20 protein-coding genes and 1 riboswitch are annotated in these 22851 nt (G+C 72.7%); of the genes, 10 read left to right on the top strand and 10 right to left on the bottom strand.

Annotated elements, in window-relative coordinates:
- Positions 1–42: 42 nt before the first annotated feature.
- The 6 genes from H1W00_RS15540 to H1W00_RS15515 all read left to right on the top strand — a co-directional run bounded on the left by H1W00_RS15540 (position 43) and on the right by H1W00_RS15515 (position 6433).
- Positions 43–1038 (top strand): hypothetical protein, encoded by a 996-nt coding sequence (locus tag H1W00_RS15540; protein WP_181756712.1) that lies wholly within the window; start codon positions 43–45, stop codon positions 1036–1038.
- A 76-nt stretch (positions 1039–1114) separates the two neighbouring features.
- Positions 1115–1750: a hypothetical protein gene (locus tag H1W00_RS15535; RefSeq protein ID WP_181756711.1), complete on the top strand. Its 636-nt coding sequence runs from the start codon at positions 1115–1117 to the stop codon at positions 1748–1750.
- Between the two features lie 43 nt (positions 1751–1793).
- Positions 1794–2801, top strand: coding sequence for a 5'-3' exonuclease (locus tag H1W00_RS15530; RefSeq protein WP_181756710.1), 1008 nt, complete (start codon positions 1794–1796; stop codon positions 2799–2801).
- A gap of 19 nt (positions 2802–2820) precedes the next feature.
- Entirely contained in the window at positions 2821–4386 is a 1566-nt protein-coding gene (locus H1W00_RS15525; RefSeq protein ID WP_181756709.1) for a peptide chain release factor 3, read from the top strand.
- Between the two features lie 40 nt (positions 4387–4426).
- Complete coding sequence (locus tag H1W00_RS15520; protein ID WP_181756708.1) at positions 4427–4792, top strand: HNH endonuclease; 366 nt, start codon at positions 4427–4429, stop codon at positions 4790–4792.
- A gap of 78 nt (positions 4793–4870) precedes the next feature.
- Positions 4871–6433 (top strand): hypothetical protein, encoded by a 1563-nt coding sequence (locus tag H1W00_RS15515; RefSeq protein WP_181756707.1) that lies wholly within the window; start codon positions 4871–4873, stop codon positions 6431–6433.
- Between the two features lie 20 nt (positions 6434–6453).
- Here the strand turns inward: H1W00_RS15515 and H1W00_RS15510 are convergent, their stop codons facing one another.
- Genes H1W00_RS15510 through H1W00_RS15485 form a run of 6 tightly spaced genes read right to left on the bottom strand, consistent with a single transcriptional unit; the run spans position 6454 to position 13692 of the window.
- A complete protein-coding gene (locus H1W00_RS15510) occupies positions 6454–7251 on the bottom strand; it encodes a DUF1295 domain-containing protein (protein ID WP_181756706.1) in 798 nt (265 codons plus the stop codon).
- Positions 7245–8513: an SAM-dependent methyltransferase gene (locus H1W00_RS15505; protein WP_181756705.1), complete on the bottom strand. Its 1269-nt coding sequence runs from the start codon at positions 8511–8513 to the stop codon at positions 7245–7247. The genes H1W00_RS15510 and H1W00_RS15505 overlap by 7 nt, the downstream gene beginning before the upstream one ends.
- Positions 8510–9760 (bottom strand): SAM-dependent methyltransferase, encoded by a 1251-nt coding sequence (locus H1W00_RS15500; RefSeq protein ID WP_181756704.1) that lies wholly within the window; start codon positions 9758–9760, stop codon positions 8510–8512. The genes H1W00_RS15505 and H1W00_RS15500 overlap by 4 nt, the downstream gene beginning before the upstream one ends.
- Positions 9757–11763, bottom strand: coding sequence for an FAD-dependent oxidoreductase (locus H1W00_RS15495; RefSeq protein ID WP_181756703.1), 2007 nt, complete (start codon positions 11761–11763; stop codon positions 9757–9759). The genes H1W00_RS15500 and H1W00_RS15495 overlap by 4 nt, the downstream gene beginning before the upstream one ends.
- A gap of 49 nt (positions 11764–11812) precedes the next feature.
- Complete coding sequence (locus tag H1W00_RS15490) at positions 11813–12460, bottom strand: response regulator (RefSeq protein WP_181756702.1); 648 nt, start codon at positions 12458–12460, stop codon at positions 11813–11815.
- On the bottom strand, positions 12448–13692 hold the full coding sequence (locus H1W00_RS15485) for a sensor histidine kinase (protein ID WP_181756701.1): 1245 nt from the start codon (positions 13690–13692) through the stop codon (positions 12448–12450). The genes H1W00_RS15490 and H1W00_RS15485 overlap by 13 nt, the downstream gene beginning before the upstream one ends.
- 109 nt (positions 13693–13801) lie before the next feature.
- Between H1W00_RS15485 and H1W00_RS15480 the strand changes: the two genes are divergently transcribed.
- Both H1W00_RS15480 and H1W00_RS15475 read left to right on the top strand, forming a co-directional pair.
- Complete coding sequence (locus tag H1W00_RS15480; protein WP_181756700.1) at positions 13802–14530, top strand: ABC transporter ATP-binding protein; 729 nt, start codon at positions 13802–13804, stop codon at positions 14528–14530.
- Positions 14530–16968 carry an FtsX-like permease family protein gene (locus tag H1W00_RS15475; protein ID WP_181756699.1) on the top strand — a complete coding sequence of 813 codons (2439 nt, stop codon included), beginning with the start codon at positions 14530–14532 and terminating at the stop codon, positions 16966–16968. The genes H1W00_RS15480 and H1W00_RS15475 overlap by 1 nt, the downstream gene beginning before the upstream one ends.
- Here H1W00_RS15475 and H1W00_RS15470 read toward each other — a convergent pair.
- The 4 genes from H1W00_RS15470 to H1W00_RS15455 all read right to left on the bottom strand — a co-directional run bounded on the left by H1W00_RS15470 (position 16963) and on the right by H1W00_RS15455 (position 20679).
- On the bottom strand, positions 16963–18468 hold the full coding sequence (locus H1W00_RS15470) for a bifunctional hydroxymethylpyrimidine kinase/phosphomethylpyrimidine kinase (RefSeq protein WP_181756698.1): 1506 nt from the start codon (positions 18466–18468) through the stop codon (positions 16963–16965). The genes H1W00_RS15475 and H1W00_RS15470 overlap by 6 nt on opposite strands.
- Positions 18465–19091, bottom strand: coding sequence for a thiamine phosphate synthase (gene thiE, locus H1W00_RS15465; protein WP_206680095.1), 627 nt, complete (start codon positions 19089–19091; stop codon positions 18465–18467). The genes H1W00_RS15470 and thiE overlap by 4 nt, the downstream gene beginning before the upstream one ends.
- 20 nt (positions 19092–19111) lie before the next feature.
- The gene (gene thiM / locus H1W00_RS15460; protein WP_181756696.1) at positions 19112–19921 is read right to left on the bottom strand and encodes a hydroxyethylthiazole kinase; all 810 of its coding nucleotides are present in this window, start codon (positions 19919–19921) and stop codon (positions 19112–19114) included.
- Positions 19912–20004, bottom strand: a riboswitch (TPP riboswitch). It overlaps the preceding gene by 10 nt.
- Positions 20005–20040: 36 nt before the next feature.
- Positions 20041–20679: an alpha/beta hydrolase family protein gene (locus tag H1W00_RS15455; protein WP_181756695.1), complete on the bottom strand. Its 639-nt coding sequence runs from the start codon at positions 20677–20679 to the stop codon at positions 20041–20043.
- Between the two features lie 88 nt (positions 20680–20767).
- Between H1W00_RS15455 and H1W00_RS15450 the strand changes: the two genes are divergently transcribed.
- Both H1W00_RS15450 and H1W00_RS15445 read left to right on the top strand, forming a co-directional pair.
- Positions 20768–21724, top strand: coding sequence for an alcohol dehydrogenase catalytic domain-containing protein (locus H1W00_RS15450; RefSeq protein WP_181756694.1), 957 nt, complete (start codon positions 20768–20770; stop codon positions 21722–21724).
- A 61-nt stretch (positions 21725–21785) separates the two neighbouring features.
- The gene (locus tag H1W00_RS15445) at positions 21786–22835 is read left to right on the top strand and encodes an FUSC family protein (protein WP_181756693.1); all 1050 of its coding nucleotides are present in this window, start codon (positions 21786–21788) and stop codon (positions 22833–22835) included.
- Positions 22836–22851 lie beyond the last annotated feature (16 nt).

Raw genomic sequence — 22851 nt, 5'->3', positions numbered from 1 at the left:
CCGGACACGAATCCCTGCAGGCCGCCTGGGTACGTCGGAAGAATGAACGAGCTCCAGATCGGCCTCGTAGCAGACCCGGCCTCCCCCACCCGCATGGCGCACCGGATCAGGGACCTCGACTCGCCGGTGGACGGGGCAGGCGGCTGGGACGTCGAGGTCGTCAGTGAGCCGTTCACCACCGGCTCCGAGGACGTCGACACCGCGCTGGCGCGTCTGGGCGATCAGGCGCACGAGCACCAATGGGACCTCGTCGTGGGGCTCACGGAACTTCCCCTGCGCGACGACGGTGGTCGCTACCTCCTCATCGAGGCCGATCCACAACAGCGCAGAGCCGTGCTGTCCCTGCCTGCGCTCGGTGGTGTGCGCATGGAGGCACGCACGCGCCGAGCCGTGCGCAGCCTCGTCGCCGGGATGGCCGATCCCACCTCCACGGAGGAGCAGCGGGTTCCGCTCTCCCGCGTCGGCGGCCGCTGGCGCCTCCTCATGGGCATGGTGCTGGCCAACCGGCCGTGGCTCCTCGTGCCCGGACTCAAGTCGGCGCTCGTCGCGGCGCTGGCGACCGGAGCCGTCGCCACGATCAACTCGACGGTGTGGCTGCTGGCCGGGTCGCTGTCCTGGTGGCGCCTGACGGTCGCGACGATCGTGTCCATCGCCTTGGTGGTTGGCTGGCTCGTGATCGACGGAGAGCTCTGGGACCGCCCGGACGACGACTCCTCCGAGGCCCGGGAGAGGTCGCGCCTCTACAACATCTCGACCTTGTTGACGCTGACCTCGGGGGTCCTCATCTGCTACCTCGCGCTCTACGTGGTGAACCTCCTGTGGGCGCTCTTCGTCCTGGACCCCTCGGTGATGGGCGGCTACCTCCAGATGTCCCTCGGCTACGGCGACCTCTTCGTGCTGGCCTGGTTCGTGGCGTCAGCAGCGACCGTGGGTGGGGGCCTCGGCAGCGGGCTGGAGTCGGACGATGCAATCCGCGCCGCCACCTACTCCAAGCGCGAGGAGGAGCGCCGCAACCGGCTCGCGCGCCGCCGGAGCTAGAGCCTGGCTGTGCCTAGGATGAGCCATCGGCGCGCCGGCTCCTCCGAGACTCGGCACAGACTCGACGGAGGACCACGTGACGGACGAGAGCTCCCATGATTCCGTCGACTGGCTCGAGCTGGTCGCCGTCGTGCTCCTCTCGGTCACGGCCATCCTGACCGCGTGGACCGGCTTCCAGTCCAGCAAGTGGGGCGGCGCCATGTCCATCTCCTTCGCCCAGGCGTCGACGGCCCGCATCGAGGCAGCGCGCCTCGAGGGCGACGCCAACCGCAAGCAGACCGTCCAGGTGTCGCTGTTCACCCAGTGGCTGCAGGCGTACCAGGCGGAAGACGACACGCTGACCACGTTTCTCGAGGAACGGTTCCCCGAGCCGCTGGCCAGCGCCTTCCCCGTCTGGATCGCCGAGCGGCCGTTGAAGAACCCCGCGGCCGCGCCCACCCCGTTCCAGCTCGAGGAGTATGCAGTTCCGGAGCTGGAGCAGGCGCGGGCGGCCGACGCCCGTGCCGATGCCAAGTACCAGGAGGCCCTGCGCAACAACCAGCGCGGCGACAACTACACGATCCTCACCGTCGCCTTCGCGAGCGTGCTGTTCTTCACCGCCCTGGCCACGCGCCTGCGGCGCCCGCGGACGCAGTGGGTGCTGCTGGCGATCGCCGGGGTCGGGTTCCTGGCGACGACGGGATTCCTGCTCAGCTTCCCCAAGCTGATCTGACGGCGGCGTCGCGCGGGACCCGGCCTAGGATGGCGAGGATCCCATGTCTGCCCCCGTGAATCGTCCCCGCAAGCTGCTGCTCGTGGTCGACGCGCCCTCGCTGCTGCACCGCAACCACCATGCCCGGGCCCACACGAGGCTGATGGACCGATCGGGTCGTCCCGCGTGGGCCCTGCACGGCATGCTGCGCCAGATCATCGAGGCGATCGAGCGGTTCGCCCCCGACGCCGTGATCTTCGGGCTCGACGACCGGGCGGCGTCGGTGCGCACGGACTTCTATCCCGCCTACAAGGCAGGGCGGGCCGAGAAGGACGCGGCGCTCGTCGGCCAGCTCGAGCGCACGGGCGCGTTCCTCGACGCCCTCGGCCTGGCGACGCTCACTCCCCCGGGCCTTGAGGCCGACGACGTGAGCGCCTCGGCCGCCACGTGGGCCCGCGACAACGGCTGGAACTGCGTGATCGTCACGTCGGACCGGGACGCGTTCGCCCACATCAGCGAGCACACGCAGGTGCTGCGGCTGATCAACGGCGGGATCGACGGCTCTCCGCTGCTCAACCCGGCACGGCTGCTCACGATGTACGGGATCGCCGCCGAGCACTACCTGGCGTTCGCGGCCCTGCGCGGCGACCCCAGCGACAACCTCCCGGGTGTGTCCGGCATCGGGGAGAAGACCGCCGCGATCCTGCTGACCCAGGCCGGGTCGATGGAGACCGTCTGGGCGGACATCGACCACAACGAAGGTCGCACCCTCGCCGCGACCCTGGACGCCTGGGCGGCCGAGACCGGCGGGCGACGGATGGGTGCCACGGTCGTCCGCCGCCTCGCCGCCCCCGGAGCCCGCGAGCGCTACGACTTCAACGTGCGGATCATGTCGGGCCGCGAGGACCTCGACCTCGGTCTCACCCCTGACGTTCCCGGCACCCCGGGTCTGCTCCCACTGGATCTGGGCCGGGTCAACACGGTCGTGGGCTACCTCGGGGTGGAGGCGACGACGACGCTCGCCGTGCGGGTGCTCAGCACGAGCCCGGCCTCCGTCGTCCCCATGCTGTGACGCCGGGTAAATTCGATGGGTGTCCGACAAACGCCCCCGCCGCACCTTCGCCGTCATCAGCCACCCCGACGCCGGCAAGTCCACGCTGACCGAAGCGCTCGCGCTGCACGCCCGTGTCATCAACCAGGCCGGTGCCGTGCACGGCAAGGACGACCGCAAGGCGACGGTCTCGGACTGGATGGACATGGAGAAGGCGCGTGGCATCTCGATCACGTCCGCGGCGCTGCAGTTCGTGTACCGCGACCACGTGGTGAACCTCGTGGACACTCCCGGCCACAGCGACTTCTCGGAGGACACCTACCGCGTGCTGTCGGCGGTCGACTCGGCCGTGATGCTGGTCGACGCCGGCAAGGGCCTCGAGCCCCAGACTCTCAAGCTCTTCCGGGTGTGCGCGCTCCGCGGCATCCCGGTGATCACCGTCATCAACAAGTGGGACCGCCCCGGGCTGTCGCCGCTGGGCCTGATGGACGAGATCGAGCAGGAGATCAAGCTGCGTCCGACCCCGCTCACCTGGCCGGTGGGCGAGGCGGGTGACTTCCGAGGCGTCCTGGACCGCCGCACCGGCGAGTTCGTCAAGTACACCCGGACCGCCGGCGGGGCCGAGCGAGCGCCCGAGCGACGGCTGTCGCCGGACGAGGTCGAGGACGTCGACGCCGACGTCTGGTCGGCCGCGGTGGACGAGAGCGAGCTGCTCTCCCTCGACGGCGCCGACCACGACCAGGAGCGCTTCCTCGGCGGCGAGACCACGCCGGTCATGTTCGCCTCGGCGCTGCAGAACTTCGGCGTGGCCCAGCTGCTCGAGCTGCTGGTCGAGCTGGCGCCCGGACCGAGCGCGACCGCGGGCGTCGACGGCTCGGTGCGTCAGGTCGACGACGCCTTCAGCGCGTTCGTCTTCAAGGTGCAGTCCGGCATGAACACGTCCCACCGCGACCGGCTCGCGTACGCCCGCGTGGTGTCCGGGACCTTCGAGCGCGGCATGGTCGTGACCCACGCCTCGACCGGCCGACCCTTCGCCACGAAGTACGCCCAGGCCGTCTTCGGCCGGACGACGTCCTCGGTGGAGCAGGCGGCTCCCGGCGACATCATCGGCTTCGTCAACGCCCAGGCGCTGCGCGTCGGCGACACCGTCTACGACGGCGACGCGATCGACTACCCGCCGGTGCCGAGCTTCGCGCCCGAGCACTTCATGACCGCCACCGCGAAGGACATCGGGCGGTACAAGCAGTTCCGACGCGGCATCGAGCAGCTCGACCAGGAAGGCGTCGTCCAGGTCCTGCGCTCCGACCTGCGTGGTGATCAGACCCCAGTCCTGGCCGCCGTCGGCCCGCTGCAGTTCGAGGTGGTCGAGGAGCGGATGAAGAACGAGTTCACCTCCCCGATCCGGCTCTCGCGCCTGGACTACCAGGTGGCCCGGCGCACCGATGCGGAAGGCGCGCGGGCACTGCGCGGCCAGCGTGGCGTCGAGGTCCTCCAGCGCGCCGACGGCACCCACCTCGCGCTCTTCACCGACAAGTGGCGGGCGAACAAGGTGGCCCGCGCCGAGCCGGCCATCCTGCTCGAGGGGCTGCCGGCCGGCGGCAGCTGAGGCAGCCTCGTCCGTCCTCGGGGTCCGGTAGCGTCGCCTCGTGGCGCGTCGTCGGTTTCCCAGCAGCACCTCGGCTGCCACGCGTGCCCGCTACGCGAAGCGCCGGCAGCGGCGCCTCGACCGCGTCGACAACGACCTGACCCCGGCGCAGTGGGACACGCTCGTCCTGCAGTGGGGCGGCTGCGCGTACTGCGGCACGACCACGGCGGCGCTCCAGAAGGACTGCGTCCTGCCGATCTCACGCGGTGGCCGCTATACGGTGACGAACGTCGTCCCGGCGTGCACGTCGTGCAACGCGAGCAAGCACAACAGCGAGGTCTCGGGGTGGCTGCGTCGCAAGCGACTCGACGAGGGCGCCTTCCTGCTCCGCCACGCCGAGATCCTGCGGGCGCTGTCGCCCGACTGATCCCCACGCTTCGGGGCGAGTCGCACCCCCCGTTAACGGGGGCAGTCAGCACGCGGCCGGGCCACTAGGTTCAGCACCATGCGTCTCCTGCGTCCCGTGCTGCTCGCCCTCCTCGCCCTGTTGCTCGTCCCGCTGACCGCCACGTCGGCCCAGGCGGCGGACGGCCGGATCACCGGCGTCGCCCTCGACCCCAGCGGCAAGCCCCTGCAGAACGTCGGGTGGGAGATCTACATCCGCGAGGGCAGCGCGTGGACGACGCTGCAGTTCGGGCCGAAGCTGACCGACGCGCAGGGTCGCTTCTCGTGGCAGGTGCCGGTCGGTGGGCAGTACCGCGTCTGCTTCTCCGACACCTACTACGGCGAGGTCTCCTCGACGAAGTTCTGGCAGCCGGAGGTGCGCCACCGCGACACGTGCTGGCCCAACGCCACGTCGTTCGAGACCGCGCAGACCTGGACCTCCTCGACCGCGACGCCGTCGAAGACCTTCTCGGTCAGGCTGCCCAAGCAGGGCCTGGGCATGGCGCCGGTCGACCCGTTCATCGTCGGGTCGTACCGCGTCGGTGAGCCGCTGACGATCGTGGGCCAGGAGGGCTGGCGTCCCACGGACGCCACCTTCAGCTACCAGTGGATCTCGCGGCGCGACGGCTCTCCCTCGGTAACGATCCCGGGCGCCACCGCGGCGAGCTTCACCCCGACGCCCGCCCAGGACGGAACGTGGATCCACGCGCGGGTGACCGCCAGCCGCCCGGGCTACAAGCCGGCCTCGCTCATCACGCCCACGACGAAGGTCGGCGGCACGCAGCACGTGCAGCCGACGTCGCCGCTGACGATCTCCGGCACGGCCACGCCCGGCGCCACGCTCACCGCGAGCTTCGGCAAGCCGGCCAGCACGTACAGCGAGATCTCCTGGTTCGTGGACGGCGTCCCGCAGCCGGCAGCCACCACGTACAACGGCGCGACCTCCCGCTTCACCTTGGCCGCGGCCCACGCCGGGGCGCGGATCGACGCGCGCCTGAAGATCTATCGGACCGACGCCCAGGGCAACTACGTCGACGGCAGCGACAGCTTCCAGCGCGCGCAGGTGCAGGTCGCGGGCAGCCGTCCGGTCCAGGCGCGGCGCGCGCCCCGGGCGCCCGCCGGCACGCCGACCGTCGGACGGGTCCTGGCCGCGCCGACGGGCCTGACCGCGGACCCCGCCGCGAAGGTAACTCATCAGTGGCTGCGCGGCTCGACCGCCATCGCGGGCGCCACCGGCAGCCGCTACACGCTGCGCTCCGCCGACGTGAACCAGAAGGTCCGGGTGCGCACGACGGTCACCCGCCCCGGCTGGTGGAACCGCTACGTCAGCACCTCGGGCGCCACGCTCGCGAAGCGTCCCCTCAAGGTCGGCACCGTCAAGGTGGTCGGCACCGCGAAGGCCGGGAAGAAGTTCAAGGCGTACACCGCCAAGTGGGGACCGAAGCCGGTCAAGGTCCGCTACCGCTGGACGCGCAACGGCAAGCCGATCCGCGGCGCCGTGAAGTCGACCTACAAGGTCAAGAAGTCCGACCGCGGCAAGGTCCTCCGGGTCCGCATCAGCGTCTCGAAGACGAACTACCTGACGGTCGCCAAGACCAGCAAGGGTCGCAAGATCAAGCGCTGACCCATCGCGGGAGCCGCAGGTCAGGGCCGACGCGGGGGCAGTGGCACGAAGACGGACGTCCTGTCCGCGTACGCGTCCCAGCCGGATCGGCCGCGCATGCGGCGTTCGGCGATCCGAACACCCGACACGACGGTGACGATCGCGGTCAGCACGATCGGCGCGGGCAGGGTCCACAGCAGGGGCGCCCACCCGCTCGCGGCCCCCGCCACGAGCCACAGTCCCCACCACGTCACCGCCTCGCCGAAGTAGTTCGGGTGCCGACTCCACGACCAGACACCGGTCGACAGGACCGGCGCGCGCTGCTCCTTCGGCTCCGCGCGGTAGGCCGCGAGCTGACGGTCGGCGACGGCCTCGAACACGATACCCGCCAGGGCCACCACCGCGCCGACGACCGCGACGACCGGCCAGCGCACGGGCAGCGAGGCCGACGCGAAGAGTGCGTAGCCCACCGCGAGCACCAGCACCGCCTGCAGGCCGTAGACCTTCGTCAGCAGCGCCGCGAACGGCACCTCGCGCGCCGATCCCCCCATGTACTCGAGGTACCGCGGATCGTCCTCCTGCGCCGCGAAGGTCCGGGCGCCGAGGTGTGAGGCGAGCCGTCCCGCCCAGCACAGCACCAGCACGAGCGCCAGCACGGTTCGCCAGGCCTCCCCGAGATCACCCACGAGGCCCGCCGACGTCGCTGCCACCATGCCCACGGCGAAGGCCACCGGCCACGCGACGTCCACGATCGCGAACGTGTCCCTGACCCGCGACGCCACCGCCCCGGCCGCCATGACCAGGACGACGCCCACGAACGCGACGAGGACCGTCACCATGCGCGAGGCTCGCGGTCGAGACCGTGCGGCGCTCCCGGCCGTACCGCCAGGATCTGGTCGACCCCCATGCGGCCGTCCCGGAACGCGGCGGCGCCTCCGGCGAGGTAGAGCCGCCAGACGCGCACGACCTCCTCGCCGACCAGCTCCGTCAGGCGGTCGACGTTGCTTTCGAAGTTCTCGATCCATCCCCCGACGGTGCGCACGTAGTGCTCACGCAGGGCGTGGACGTCGCGGACCTCCAGCCCGGACCGCTCGAGCAGGTCGACCGTCTGGCCCACCGGACGCATGTGCATGTCGGGAGCGATGAAGCTTTCGATGAAGGGGCCGCCGCCGGGCCATCGTCCCGTGCGCGACATCTGCTGGATCAGCACCCGGCCACCGGGGCGCACCCGGTCGTGCAGGACTCCGGCGAACACCGCGTAGTTCTCGGCACCGACGTGCTCGCCCATCTCGACCGACGCGGCGGCGTCGTACTCCCCCGTGGCGTCGCGGTAGTCGCACAGCCGCACCTCCACGAGGTGCTCCAGGCCTTCGCGCCGGACCCGTTCGGCGACGAAGTCGCGCTGCTCGGCCGCGATCGTGACCGCCACGACCTGCGCCCCGTAGTGCTGGGCGGCGTGGACCGTGAGCGATCCCCACCCACAGCCGACATCGAGCAGCCGGCTGCCCTCGCCGAGGCCGAGCTTGCGGCAGATCAGCGAGAGCTTCGCCTCCTGCGCCTGCTGCAGGGTGACGTCGTCGGAGGTGTAATACCCGCACGAGTAGGCCATGGTCGGATCGAGGATCTGCTCGTAGAACTCGTTCGACAGGTCGTAGTGGTGCGCGATCGCGGCGCGGTCACGGTCGCGCGAGTGCAGCCGGCCCTTCACGACCGCCTGCGACGCCGGCGGCGGGGGACGTCGGCCGATCGCCCCGGCCCTGATCAGCAGCGGCAGGGCGCGCGCCATCGTTCTCGCGGTCCGTGTGGCGGGAACGGGTCCCGCGTTCCGGCCCGCGGCCAGCAGCGTCGTCAGCGCGGCATCGAGATCCCCCTCGATCTCGGCCTCACCGGACACGTAGGCCTGCGCGGCTCCGAGCTCGCCCGGACTCCACAGCAGGCGGCGGAGAGCCGCCGGCGACGTGATCCGCACGATCGGCCCCCGGATCGGTCCGACAACCGACCCGTCCCAGAACTCCAGGCGGACGGGAATCTCGCCCACGACGGGTTCGAGCACGGCCGCGGTCTGGCCGGCCAATCCGTCGATGTGCTGTCGATGGCTCATCGGCCGCTCTCCTTCGTGTAGACGAGATGGTGGTCGTCGAGGTAGCCCGAGCTGAAGCCGGCTCGCGAGTACTGCAGGTAGAAGTGCCACATCCGGCTGAAGGTGTCGTCGAGGCCGAGCGCCCGAACCTCGTCGGCACGGGCCAGGAACGCCTCGTCCCACTGCCGCAGTGTCTCGGCGTAGTGGGCTCCGATGGCCTCGGTCGACGTGAGCCGTAGCGACGTCCCCGCGGTCGCCTCCTCGAGCGCCCGGACCGACGGCAGGAACCCACCGGGGAAGATGTACTTCGTGACCCAGGTCTGGGTGTTGCGAGTCGCCTTCATCCGGTCGTGCGGCATCGTGATGGCCTGGATCGCCGCGTTGCCTCCGGGCTCGAGCACCCGGTCGATCGTCGCGAGGTAGGTGCTCCAGTGGCGCCAGCCGACGGCCTCGATCATCTCGATCGACACGACCGCGTCGTAGCGTCCCTCGACGTCGCGGTAGTCGCACAGGTCGACGTCGATCCGGTCCTGCAGGCCGGCCTCGGCGATGCGCTCGCGCGCCAGCTGCTGCTGGGCCACCGACAGGGTGATGGTCCGGACCCGGGCGCCGCGGCGGGCGGCCCGCAGGGCCAGCGACCCCCAGCCCGAACCGATCTCCAGCAGCTGCGTGCCGTCGCCGACGCGGGCCAGGTCCAACAGGCGGTCGAGCTTGCGCTCCTGGGCCTGCTCCAGGTCGCCACCGACCACCGGGGTGCCGGTGACGGTCTCGTCGAACAGGGCGCTCGAGTAGGTCATCGTCGGATCCAGGAATGTCTCGAACAGGTCGTTCGACAGGTCGTAGTGGTGCCCGACGACGCGCTGGGTGTCCGCCTTGTCCCCCCGCTCGTCGCGCGGTGGCCGCGGCATGACGGCACTGCGCATCACCTGCAGCGGCCGCGGCACGAGCGTGCGGATCCCCGCAGCGAGCACGGTGAGGAATCCGCCGAGGTCGTCCGCGTCCCACGCGGCGGTCATGTATGACTCGCCGAACCCCGTGGAGGGCTGGCTCCCCAGCCGCCGGAAGAACTCCTCGGGGCGGTGGATCGTCATCCGGGGGCCGCCCGCGCCGAGAATGTGGCCGTCGAACTCCACGGTCACGTCCAGCCGGTCCACGGCCGAGGTGAAGAGGCGGCGTGCCATGGCCGCTCGGAGGTCGCTCGTGCGCGTGCTGGGCGGCAGGACCAGGCTGGGCCACTGGGGAGCCGCGAGCGGGCTGAGGGTCGTCATCGAACACCTTCTTGGTGGTGAGTGGGGCGAGGTTGGATCGGCAGTCGCCGGATCCAGAGAGCAAGGCCGTGTGCGGTGATGGCGAGCCGATCGGCCGGGCCGGCCAGGGCGGCGCGCCACCTGAGCCCGCGCGTCCGCCGTCCGCGGATCGACGCCTGGAACGTCGCGCCCTCCGGGAGGTCGAGCTCGACTCGTACGTCGAGGGCATCGGTCGGCGGGGGCGCCGTCACCCGGTACGACCCGGCCACGCCGTGGAACGGAGAGACGTACATCGCCTTGTCCACCCGGCGCTCGGCCTCCGTCCCACCGTCGAACAGGTACGCATGCCGGTCGCCGTAGGTGTTGTGCACCTCGACGACCGTGGCGAGGGGGGTGCCGTCGCGGCGAGTGCACCACCACACGCTGATCGGGTTGAAGCAGAATCCGAAGGCTCGCGGGTGGGCCATCAGCCGGACGCTCGCGTCTCCCAGCTCGATGCCGTGGCGGGCCAGGAACGCCGCCAGGTTCTGTCGCAACGTGGCCGTCGGGTCGCCTAGGTGGTCGCGCGCCTCGATCGTGCCCACGGTCACCCGACGCCAGAGTGGCTCCCGCTCCTGCCGCGCGGCCTGCTCGTCGATGTCGACGACCCACGTCGAGGATCGCTGCTCGAACGTCCGGGTGAAGGGCTGGGTCCGGCGATGGCCGACCCGGGTGCGGTAGACCTCGGGGGCGCGACCGGCCGGTGAGCCGGCCCGCGGATCGGCCAGGCCCAGCCGACGCACCGCCTCGGCGCCCGAACGCGCTCCGTCCTCGTGAAATCCCCAGCCGTGGTAGGCGCCGGCGAACACCACCCGGTCCGTGTCGATCTCGGGCAGGCGGCGCTGGGCGGCGACGGTCTCGGCCGTGTAGACCGGGTGCTCGTAGTCCATCCGCGCGATGATCGTGGCGGGATCGACGAGGTCGTCCCCTCCGAGGGTCACCAGGAATCGCGTGTCGGTGTGCAGCCGCTGGAGACGGGTCATGTCGTAGGTGACCGTCACCCGCCCGTCGGGGGACTCCGGCAGACGCAGGTTCCACGCCGCCCGGGCCCCGTCCGCACGCGGCAGCAGCCGCTCGTCGGTGTGCAGCAGCGCCGGGTTCGGCGAGTACGGCATCGCTGCGAGGACCTCCCGCTGCGCCGGTGACGGAGCCGACAGCATCGCGAGCGCCTGGCGGGGATGCGTCGCGATGATCACGTGATCGAATCGCTCCTCGCCTCCGCCGGCGTCGCGCACGGTCACGCCGGCGGCGTGCTCCTCGACGCCCGTGACCGCCGTCGAGAGCCGGATGTCCGGAAGCTCCTTGGCGATCCTGAGCACGTAGTCGCGCGAGCCGCCGACGACGGTGCGCCACCGGGGACTGCCGAACACCGCGAGCATCCCGTGGTTCGCCAGGAACGCGAACAGGTGCCGGGCCGGATACCGGCCGGCGATCTCCGGGTCGCAGGACCACACCGCCGCCACGAGCGCCCGGACGAAGTGCCGGCGCAGGCGGTCGCTGAACCGGTGCCGGTCCAGGAACTCGTCGAGCGTGGGGTCGCCAGCCTCCGACGGGGCCTCGAGCAGCCGGCGCGCTGCCCGGTGGAAGCGCGGGATCTCGACGAGCATCCGCCAGTGCCCCACGTCGAACAGTCGACGCGGCTCGGGAAACAGTCCCCGTCGCCCCTTGGCACCCGCCCACTCGAGCCCGGTCGCCTCGTCGTGGACCGAGAGCGACATCTTCGACGGCTGCGTCTGCACCCCGAGCTCGTCGAACAGCCGGCACAGCACCGGGTACGTGTGGCGGTTGTGGACGATGAAGCCCGTGTCGATCGCCAGCTCCTGCGTCCCGTCGACGACGAGGTGCGTGTCGGCGTGTCCGCCGAGGCGTTCGTCCGACTCGTACAGCACCACGCGTGCACCCGCTTGGGTGGCGAACCAGGCCGCGCTCAGTCCGGATACCCCGGATCCGATGACCGCAACCCGGAGATTCTCCGGAGCATCCATGGGAGCGATTCGGAGCCGCGGGCCGATCGGATGGGTTCGTGCCGGGAGCTCAGGAGCCGTCGAGGTAGCGCAGGACGGCGGCGACGCGGCGGTCGGTGTGGTCGTCGGGTGCGAGGTCGAGCTTCATGAAGATGTTGCGGATGTGCTTGTGCACCGCGTTGTCGGTGATGTGCAGCCGCTGCCCGATCGCGGCGTTCCCCAGCCCCTCGGCCATCACCGAGAGCACCTCGCGCTCCCGCGCGGTCAGTCGCTCGAGCGGGTCACCGGAGCGCTTCTGCGCGAACAGCTGGGCGACCACCTCGGGGTCGATGGCGGTGCCGCCGTCGGCCACGCGCCGGAGCGCCTCCACGAACGCGTCGACCCGGCCCACGCGCTCCTTCAGCAGGTAGCCCACCCGCTCGGCGCCGTCGGCGAGGAGGTCGGTGGCGAAGCTCTGCTCGACGTACGCCGAGAGGACGAGCACCGCGAGGCCCGGCTGGGCGCGTCGGGCGGCGACGGCGGCCTTGATGCCCTCGTCCGTGTGGGTCGGCGGCATCCGCACGTCGACCACGGCGAGATCGGGGCGGTGCTCGGCGACGGCCGCGAGGAACTCGTCCGGGCCGGCCGTGGCGGCGACGACGTCGAAGCCCTCACCGGCCAGCACCAGGCTGAGGCCCTCGCGCAGCAGGGTGTCGTCCTCGGCGATCACGATCCGCACGGCAGCTCCACCTCCAGCTCGGTCGGCCCGCCGGGCGGACTGCTCAGCCGGGCCTCGCCGTCGAGCGCCTCGACCCGGCGGATGATCCCGGCCAGGCCCGAGCCCGCTGCGGGGTCCGCTCCCCCACGGCCGTCGTCGGCGACGCGCACGTGGAGGCTGCCAGCGTCCAGGCGCACCTCGACCTCGGCGCGGCTGGCGTGGCTGTGCCTGGCCACGTTGGTCAGCGACTCGGCCACCACGAAGTAGGCGGTGGTCTCCACGCTGGCCGGACACCGCACCGGCACGTCGATCGTGACCGTGCACGGCACGGCGCAGTCGGCGGCCAGGGCCGTGAGGGCTCCCGCGAGTCCTCGATTCTCCAGCACCGGCGGCAGGATCGAGCGGACGACGGCACGCAGCTCGGCCAGCGCCTCCTCCGTCGTGTCCTGGGCTCTCGCGAGGATCTCCTCCGCGCGGCCCGGGTCCCGCTCCCCCTCGCGTCGCGCCGCGCCGATCAGCCCCGCCACGCCGACCACCCGGTTCTGTGCCCCGTCGTGGAGGGCGCGCTCGATGCGACGCAGCTCGACCGCATGGGCGTCGAGGGCGGCCGCGCGGGTCGCGGTGAGCTCGACGACCCGCTGCGAGAGGTCGGCGCCCGGGGCCGGGCCGAGCAGGGCCAGCCCGCTCCGCGACTGCCAGTCGAGCAGCCTCGGCGCGCCGACGAACCAGAGCACCAGCGCGATCGTGCCGGTCACGAGACCCCACAGCGCCGCGTCGGCGCTGCGGGCAGGAACCAGTCCGTTCAGCAGCTCCTGCTCCCCCGTGCCCACGTGCTTCCACCACAGCGGGTAGGCGAGGTCGTGCACGCCGACGAGCAGCAGCTGCAGCGCGAGCAGGCCGAGGAAGAGCCCGACCGTCCCGTGGATCAGCCCCCACCCGAGCTCGCGGCGGGTGGCCGGGTCCGTCACCTGCTGCTCCGGCTCGCCGGCGACCCGGGGCGGATCGTCGATGCGGTGGCCGATGCGGCGCAGACGGGTGCGCTCGGCTCCGCTCAGCCACTGCAGCCAGCGCAGGGAGGGCAGGACCAGCGGACGCCCGATCCGCAGGAACCACAGCACCGCGACCACGATCGCGAAGGGGATCGTGAGGACCGCGAGGAACCCGAGACCGGCGCCGTAGACCGCGAGGCCGGTGCTGCGGAACGCGTCGCGCAGCCGTGCCCGGAGACCTCGCGTAGGCTGTTCGCTGTCCATCGCGATCACGCTACCGGCCGGCCGCCGCGGCGTCGGTACAGCGCGCTGTACCTTCGATCGAGCAGCTGGCTGGATGGGTTCGCGGGTCCGGATTTCCTAGCGTCGAGGCATGAGCTTCCAGACTCCTTCGAACCACGCGCTGGAACTGCGCGACGTCACCAAGACCTACGGCACGGTCCACGCCCTCGACCGCGTCAGCCTGCAGGTGCCGCGGGGTACCTTCCTGGCCGTCATGGGCCCGTCCGGGTCGGGCAAGTCGACGCTGCTGCAGTGCGCCGCGGGCCTCGACGTGCCGACCTCGGGGCAGGTCCTCATCGGCGGTCGCGAGATCTCCGGGCTGAACGAGACCCGGCGCACGCTGGTGCGGCGCGACGCCGTCGGCTTCGTCTTCCAGTCGTACAACCTGCTGCCGTCGCTGAGCGTGCGGGAGAACATCACCCTGCCGCTGCGGCTGGCGGGCACCGACGGAGACAGCGCCTGGCTGGACCGGGTGGTCGACCGGATCGGCCTGCGACCGTACCTGGAGCGGCGGCCTGCCGAGCTGTCCGGTGGTCAGCAGCAGCGGGTGGCGATCGCCCGGTCGCTCGCCGCCCGGCCCGAGGTGGTCTTCGCCGACGAGCCGACCGGCGCGCTCGACGCCCACACCGCGAGCGACGTGCTCGGGCTGTTGCGCGACCTCGTCGACGACTTCGGCCAGACCGTCGTGATGGTCACCCACGACCCGCGCGCCGCCCACCGCGCCCACGCCACCGTGGTCGTGGCCGACGGGCGCATCCGCGAGTACCTCGCCGCACCCACGGCCGAGACGCTCGCCGGCAGCCTGGTCGGAGTCCGGTGATGTCCGCCCGTGCCCTGGCCCGGGGCCACGTCGGTGCCCTCGTGGGGCTCGCCTTCGCGATCCTCGGCGGCAGCGCCTTCATCACCGTGGGAGCGGTGCTGACCGAGACGAGCCTGCGCGCGGAGGTACCTCCCACGCGCCTGGCGGACGCCGAGATCCTGGTCTCCGCGGCCCAGCGCGTCCCCGTCGTCGAGGACTTCGACGTGCGGCTGCCCGAGCGCGCGACGGTCCCTGCCGACCTCGTTGAGCGGGTCGGTCGAGTTCCGGGGGTGTCGGCCGTGGCGGCCGACGTGGGACTGCCACTCTCGATCACCACCGACGGGGTGACCCGGACCGTCGAGGCGCACCCGTGGCCGGTCGCCGACCTCGGCGACCCGGCGCTGCGCGGCGCGGCCCCCGGCCCGGACGCCGTGGTGGTGGACGAGGAGATCGCCGGGATCGAGGTCGGCGACCGTCTCGCGGTCGGAGTCGGTGAGACACGCCGCAACCTGCTGGTCAGCGGCATCGTCGACGCCCCCGGTCCCGGCGTCCACCTCGCCACGTCGACCATGAGCGACCTCGCCGCGCTGCCCGGCGGCGCCAGCGACCTCCTCGCCATCCGCGTGAGCGACGATGCGGACATCGCCGCCGTCGCCGCCGCGATCGAGGACGTCGTGGGCGGCGAGTACGCCGTGACGACGGGCGACGCACGCGGGGCCGTGGAGTCCCTCGCCGTCGGCAACGCGAGGCTCGAGCTGGTGGCGCTGGCCGCCTCCCTCGCCGGCACCTTGCTGCTCCTGGTGGGCTGCATCGTCGCGAGCGCCATGGCGACCTCGGTCGCGAACCAGCGCCGCGAGCTGGCCCTGCTGCGTGCCGTCGGGGCGACGCCTCGGCAGGTCCGAGGACTCGTGGCGCGGCAGGCCACCGTGGCGGCGGCCTGCGGGCTCCTCCCCGGCGTGGCCCTCGGGTACCTCGCGGCCGGATGGTTCTGCGACCAGCTGGCCGAGCGCGGCGTCCTCCCCGTCGTGGTCCCCGTGGTGCACTCACCGATCGCCGGCCTGGTGGTGGTCGCACTGACCCTGGTCGTGGTCCAGCTCGCCGCCCGCGGCGCGACGTTCCGCGCGTCACGGCGCCCGGCGACGGAGGCCATGGGCGACGCCCAGGTCGAGCCGCGGCAGCCGTCGCGGGTGCGCACCGGGCTCGGCCTCGGGCTGGTCGTCCTCTCGCTGGCACCTGCCTTCGGTGCGCTGGTCGTCACCGGCGAGGAGGCGTTCCTCTCCGCCGTGAGCGGGACCCTGCTCGGCATCGTCGGCCTCGCGCTGTGCGGACCCGCGCTGGCACGTGCCGTCACCGGCCGGCTGGCGGAACGCCGTGGCGAGCGAGCGCCCGTCACGCGCTGGCTGGCGCTCCACCAGACCCACGCCTACGCGCTGCGAACCGCCGGCGCGGTGACCGTGCTGGCGCTCGCGTTCGGTCTCACCGTGGCCCAGGTGTTCGCCCAGTCCACGCTCGAGCGGGCGACTTCCGCCGAGCAGGCCGCGGGCATGACAGCCGACGCGACCATCACGGGAGCCCTGACCGCGGCCGACGTCGCGTCCCTCGGTGACACCGCGGGCGTCGACGCGGCGGTGCCGATGGTGTCCACCTCGGTGGTGCGAACGAGCCGGATGCTGGGCGACGCGACGACGGAGCGGTTCCCGGCGCTCGGGCTCGGCCCCGACGCCGATCGTGTGGTCGACCTCGACGTCGCCGCTGGCGGCCTGGCCGACCTCCGCGGCGAGACCGTCGCCCTCGACGCGTCGACGGCACGGCGGTGGGGCCTCGACGTCGGCGACCGCGTCGAGCTGCGGCTCGCCAACGGCGACCCGGTCAGTCCCGAGGTCGTTGCGACCTACCGGCGCGGCTTCGGTTTCGGCACGGTCGTGGCGTCCACCGAGCTGCTGGCAGCGCACGGGCTCGCGCGCTCGGCGGACGCCGCGCTGGTCTCGGGCGACCCGGCGGCGCTCGACGGCTGGGCGGCGAGCCACCCCGACCACGCGGTCACCGCGGCGACCTCGCTGACCGGCAGCGGGTCCGACCCGCAGCGCTGGCTCAACCTCATCGTGCTGCTCCCGATGCTGGGGTATGTGCTGGTCGCCGTGGCGAGCAGCCTGCGCACGACCACGCGGCGCCGGCGTGAGGAGATGTCCACGCTCCGCATGCTCGGTGCAACGCCGCGCCAGATCCGCTCGATGGTCACCCGCGAGGCGCTGCTCCTCGGGAGCCTCGCGATCGCGGCGGGAACGGTGCTCTCCGTGCTGCCGATGTCGATCCTCGGCCTCGGCGTCCTCGCGAGGCCGTGGCCCCAGGGACCGCTGTGGGTCATCCCCGCGATCGGCGCCGTCGTGATGCTCGCCGCGCTGACGTCGATGCGGGGGGCGACGCGTCGCATCTTGCAGCGGCCGCCGCTCACCTCATGAGGGAACCGGACCGGTCATCCGCAGCGGCGCCTCGAAGAAGGCCAGCTCGTGCTCCGCGGAGACCCGGAAGGCGTGCCACATCGCCTCCCGGGTCACGTCGTCGGCGGACGTCGCCAACTCGGTGGTGATGTCGATGGCCCGCGCCGTCGCCTCGGCGAACGCCGGGTCGCCGTAGGTGCGCAGCCACTCCTGGTACGGGTGCCCGTCGACCGCACGGGCCTGCAGGTCCCGCCCGAGGTCGGCGTAGATCCAGTAGCAGGGCAGCACCGCGGCGGCGAGCACTCTATGGTCGCCGCGGGCCGCCGTCGCCAGCAGGTGATCGAGGTAGGCCGTGGTGGCCGGCCCGGGAGGCGGCGGCTCCATGTCGCCGAGCCAGTCGGCGTGCAGCTGAAGCTCGGTGACCAGCGCACCGTGGGCTCCGGCGGCCCAGAACGACTGCTCGTCCAGGGTGGGCGCGAGCCGGCTGGCCTCGGAGAGCACGCGGGCGTAGTCGCGGAGGTACAGCGCGTCCTGCGCGAGGTAGACGCCGAAGGCCTCCTTGGAGAGTGAGCCGTCGGCCAAGCCCCTCACGAAAGCGGACTCGGCGATGGCGGCACGCACGTCCCGCACGCCGTCCCACCACTGGTCCCGGACCTCCTCCGCGGTGGGCCGGGTGGCCGTCCCGCCGCGACTCCACATCCCGGCGAAGTGGCTGATCGGCCCGTTGCCCCCGCCCACCTCGAGGGACGCTCCGTGGCGGATGCTCTCGGTCAGCCACCGCTTCGCCTCGGCTGTCGCCGGCTCCCACGACCCGAGGCGGGCTCGGTGCGTTGCCACGGCCGAGGACAGCGAGCAGCCCGTCCCGTGCGTGTTGGTCGTAGCGATCCTGGCTCCGGGGAACTCCACGACCTCACGGCCGCCGAGCCGGGTGCCGCCCCCGTCGACGAGCGCGTCCGGCACGGCATCGCCCTCGACGTGCCCACCCTTCGCCAGGACGACGACGTCGTGGGTCGCCGAGACCTCCCGCGCCTGCTCCAGGACGTCCGGCCACCGGGCCGCCGGAGCACGCCCCGCGAGCACCGCGAGCTCGGCCACGTTCGGCGTGATCAGGTGCGCCAGCGGCAGGAGCTCGCGCAGCGCCTGCTCGGCGTCCGCGTCGAGCAGGCGGTCGCCGCTCGTGGCGATCATGACCGGGTCGATCACGACCACCGGCGGTCGGGTCCGGCGAAGCCACGCCCCGACCGTCTCGATCACCTCGCGGCCCGCCAGCATCCCGATCTTCACCGCGTCCACGGTCACGTCCTCGCTGACCGCGTCCAGCTGCTCGGCGAGGAAGTCGGTCGGCGGCACGTGGACCGAGCGGACGCCCCGGGTGTTCTGGGCCACCAGCGCCGTGACCACCGCCATGCCGTAGCCGCCGGAGGCCGCGATGCTCTTCAGGTCGGCCTGGATCCCCGCACCGCCCGTCGGGTCGGTGCCCGCGATGGCGAGCACGCGCGGCACGCTGCTCCCCCCGCTCATGCCGCTCCTCCCCAGGCTGCCGCGAACTCGGCCGCGGCGCGGCGCGGGTCCTCCGCGGCGCAGATGCCGGAGACCACGGCGGCTCCCGCCGCACCGGCGGCCCGCAGCGGAGCCACGTCGGCGAGCCTGATCCCGCCGATCGCGACGGTCGGCAGCTGCGTCGACCGCGCGAGCTCGGCGAAGCCCGCCACCCCCAGGGGCGGTGGCGCGTCGGTCTTGGTGGCGGTCTGCCGGACCACCCCCACCCCGACGTAGTCGACGCGACCGGGGTCGGCGGCGGCCGCTGCGAGCTCGGCGGGAGTCGCCGCGCTCACGCCGATCACCGCGCCCTCCCCCACCAGCCGACGCACGAGCGAGGGCGGGAGGTCGGACTGCCCGACGTGCACACCCGTCACCCGGGCACCCGCGGCACGCGCGGCCAGGAACACGTCGACCCGGTCGTTGACGATCAGGGCGACGTCGTCGGGCAGCGCCCGCGACACGGCCAGCACGGTCTCGAGGAACCGCGCGGCCGGGAGGTCCTTCTCGCGCACCTGCACGGTCGTCACTCCCCCGGCCACCGCCTCGGCCACGGTCCCGGCGACGTCGCGTCCCCGTGAGGCGGCCAGGGCGCTGTCGGTCACCAGGTACACCGACAGGTCCGTCATGACAGTCGCGCCCACGCCGCGAGGTCGGCCGCGCCGACCGAGCCCAGCGCGTCGATGAACGAGGCGGCGAAGCTGCCGGGCCCTGCGCTGCGCTCAGCCGCCAGCTCCGCGGCCACGGTGTACACGGTGACTGCGGCGACCGTGGCCGTGAACGGGTCCTCGGTCACGGCGGCGAACGCGGCCATCACCGCTCCGAGCGCACAGCCACCACCCGTGACCTTGGTCAGGAGCACGTCCCCGTTGGCGATCCGCACGACGCGCTCGCCGTCGGTCACGGCGTCGACCGGCCCGGACACGGCGACGACGCCCCCGGTGGTGGAGGCGAGCTTCCGGGCCACGTCCAGCGCCCCGTCGACGTCGTCGGTGGAGTCGACGCCGCGGCCGCCGGCACCCGCGCCGGCCACCGCGATGATCTCCGAGGCGTTGCCCCGGATCACCGTCGGCCGCAGGTCGCGCAGCCGGTGGGCGAACGGGGTGCGGACCGGAAGGGATCCGACCGCCACGGGGTCGAGCACCCACGGCGTGCCAGCCTCCGCAGCCGCCGAGGCCGCCTCGAGCATGGCCTCGCGCTGCTCCCCGGCCGGGGTGCCGAGGTTGATCAGCAGGCCCCCGGCGACCGTGGCGAACGGTCCGGCCTCCTCGGGCACGTCGACCATCGCGGGGGCGGCGCCCACGGACAGCAGGGCGTTGGCGGTGAAGTTCACCACGACGCTGTTGGTGAGGCACTGCACGAGGGGCGCGTCCGCGCGCACCCGGGCCAGGGCCTCAGTGGTGGAGGTGAGCAGGTCTTCAGGCGTGCGCGACATCGCGACATCCCTTCGCTAGTGCGAACTAGATCAGGTTCGACGGGTGTGATCTCAGCCCCGGCGGGGCACCCCGTGTCTTGGCGCTCACAGGCTAGCGCCAGGCCTGCGTCGTGCGACGGCTAGCCCAGTGCTGCGACGAACTCCGCGACGAAGCGGTCCTGGAAGGCGTCGTGGTCCAGGCCCGGCGTGGGCACCTTGTTCGACGGCAGCGGCGACATGAAGTCGAAGTGGCCGACGCCCTCGTAGCGACGCAGGTCGAGTCCGGCCGGAGCCGGGCGCAGCACCTCGGCCGACTCCGGGGGTGTCACGTCGTCCTCCGACCCGACGAACGCGGTGACCGGCACCGTGACCTCGTCGAGGGCGTCGGGCCCGGCGAACCAGCCGGTCGCCGGCGCGAGCACGATGACGCGCGAGACCCGCGGCTCCGTGGGGACCTCGAACGCCTCTCCCTGACGGTTCCGCGGTTGGGCACCCGCGAGGCACAGCGCCGCGCACCCGCCCAGCGAGTGCCCGGCCGCCACGACGGGGAGGTCATCCCGCCCGATCTCCGTCAGCGGCACCCGAAGCGCGGACACGCGCTCACGCACCACGTCGTCGGTGAAGATCTCGGTCAGGTGATGGGCCGGCGCGGCCACGATGAAGCCCGCGTCGGCGGCGGCGCGGAGCAGCCGCTCGTAGCGGGACGGGTCGCCGCCCGCACCAGGGGCGAACAGCAGGATGCCGCGGGGATCGTCGGACGTCAGCAGGATCGGCGTCATGCCCACGACCCTACGCACGGAGGACGCCTTCGGCACGCGCGACGAGCACCCTTGACCTCAACTCCGGTTGAGGTTGTCTCATGGGCTCATGCACGCGATACGACACCACGAGTTCGGCCCCGCCGACGTCCTGCGCCTGGAGACCCTCCCCGATCCGGAACCGGCACCAGGCCAGCTCCGTATCGCCGTCGAGGCAGCCGGCGTGCACCTGCTCGACACCTCCATCCGTGCCGGGGAGGCGTTCGGAGCCGGACCGGCGCCCGAGCTGCCGCTCGTCCCCGGCCGCGAGGCGGCAGGCGTGGTCGACCGGATCGGCCCGGACGTCGACGCGGAGTGGCTCGGACGCCGCGTCGTGGCACATCTCGGCTTCGGTGGCGGTGGCTACGCGGAGCAGGCGGTCGTCGACGCCGGGCGCGCCCACCCGATCCCCGACGGGATGGACGCCGGCACCGCCGTGGCCGCGATCGGGACGGGTCGCACCGCCACCGCGATCCTGGAGCTCGCCGAGCTGGTGCCCGAGGACGTCGTCGTGGTGACCTCGGCGGCCGGCGGACTCGGCCCGCTGCTGCTCCAGGGCGCGGCGAACGTCGGCGCACGGACCGTGGGGCTGGCCGGCGGTCCGGACAAGACCGCGCTCGCCTCGCGGTTCGGCGCCACTCTCGTCATCGACCACCGCTCCCCCGACTGGCAGCTCCATCTCCGCGACGCCGGAATCCCCACCGTCGTCCTCGACGGCGTCGCGGGACCCATCGGGCGCGCGCTGTACCGCGGCCTCGCGCCGGGAGGTCGTCTCGTGCGCTTCGGCTGGTCCTCGGGTGTGCAGAACGACTACGCCGACCCGCAGCGACGGGTGATCGACGTGCTGGGTCCGCCGATCCTCGACCGGATCGATGAGTTCGAGCGGGCGGCGCTGACCGCTGCGGCGGACGGGACCCGCGTGCCGCACGTCGGGACGGTGCTGACCCTCGCCGAGGCGGCCGAGGCCCACCGGGCCCTCGAGACGCGCACCGCGGTGGGGAAGGTCGTGCTGGTGGTGCCGCGCTGATCCAGCGGGCCGCCCGGCATTCCGACGTGCCCGTCTTGCCGCCGCGTGCCACGGTGAAGGGATGGAAACAGCGCGCGCGTGGCTCCTCGACCGGTGGGTGAATCACCCACGGATCGCCCTCGCGCTGCGCGCGGCCGTCGCCGCCGCGATTGCCTGGATCCTCGTGCGTTTCGTCCCCGGCTCGCAGGACTACCCGTACTACGCGCCGTTCGGCGCGATCATCGCGACGACGTCGACCCTGGCCGGCTCGGTGCGCGAGTCGCTGCAGGCGGTCGGCGCGATCGTCGTCGGCGGCGTCATCGCCTGGCTGGTCGACACCGCGACGGGCGACAACGTCGCGGCGTTCACCCTGGCGCTCGTTGTCGCGCTGTCGGTCAGCGTGGCCGGGTGGCGCGTGCTGGGCGCCATGGGCGGATGGGCACCCACGGCCGCGGTCTTCACGCTGATCATCGGCCACGGCGAGGCGCAGTTCATCGGCGCGTACGGGGGCCTCACCCTGTTCGGCGCGCTCGTGGGGATCGTCGTCAACATGGTCGCGCCGCCGCTGCCGCTCGCACCCGCACGGGCGGCGGTCGGCCGCACGCGCGAGGTGCTCGCGGAGCAGCTGCGCGAGATCGCCGACCTCATGGTCGAGCACGATCTGCCGACCCTCGACCAGTGGCACCGCGAGCACTCCGAGCTCCGACGCGCCCGGACCCAGATGCGCGACGCCGTCTCGCAGGTCCACGAGTCGCTCACCGCGAACGCGCGGGCGCGACGCCACCGCGACGCCCTCGCGGTCCTCACCGAGGAGGCCGACGGCCTCGACCGCATCTCCCTGCTGGTGTCCGACATCAGCGACCTCCTCCTGCGTCCTCACGGCGTGCCGGGTGACCCGTCGACGCAGACCGTGCTGAGCGACGACGTCCGCGAGCCGATCGCCCGGGCCATGCACCGGGTCGCCGACGCCCTGGACGCCTACGGGCACGGCGCAGAGGTGGACCCGCGGCTCGAGGCGGCCGACGCCGAGCTCACCACGCTGCTCGAGACCCGGGCCGGCGAGACCCACGAGCAGCTGCTCGTGCACAGTGTCGTGCTCTCCCTGCGACGCGCGCTCGACACCTTCGCCTGACCTGCGCCAGGGCATC

This window comes from Aeromicrobium phoceense (assembly GCF_013868155.1).
GTDB lineage: Bacteria > Actinomycetota > Actinomycetes > Propionibacteriales > Nocardioidaceae > Aeromicrobium > Aeromicrobium phoceense.
Note: the sequence above shows the minus strand (reverse complement) of the source record. Positions and strands in the feature narration are given on the sequence as shown.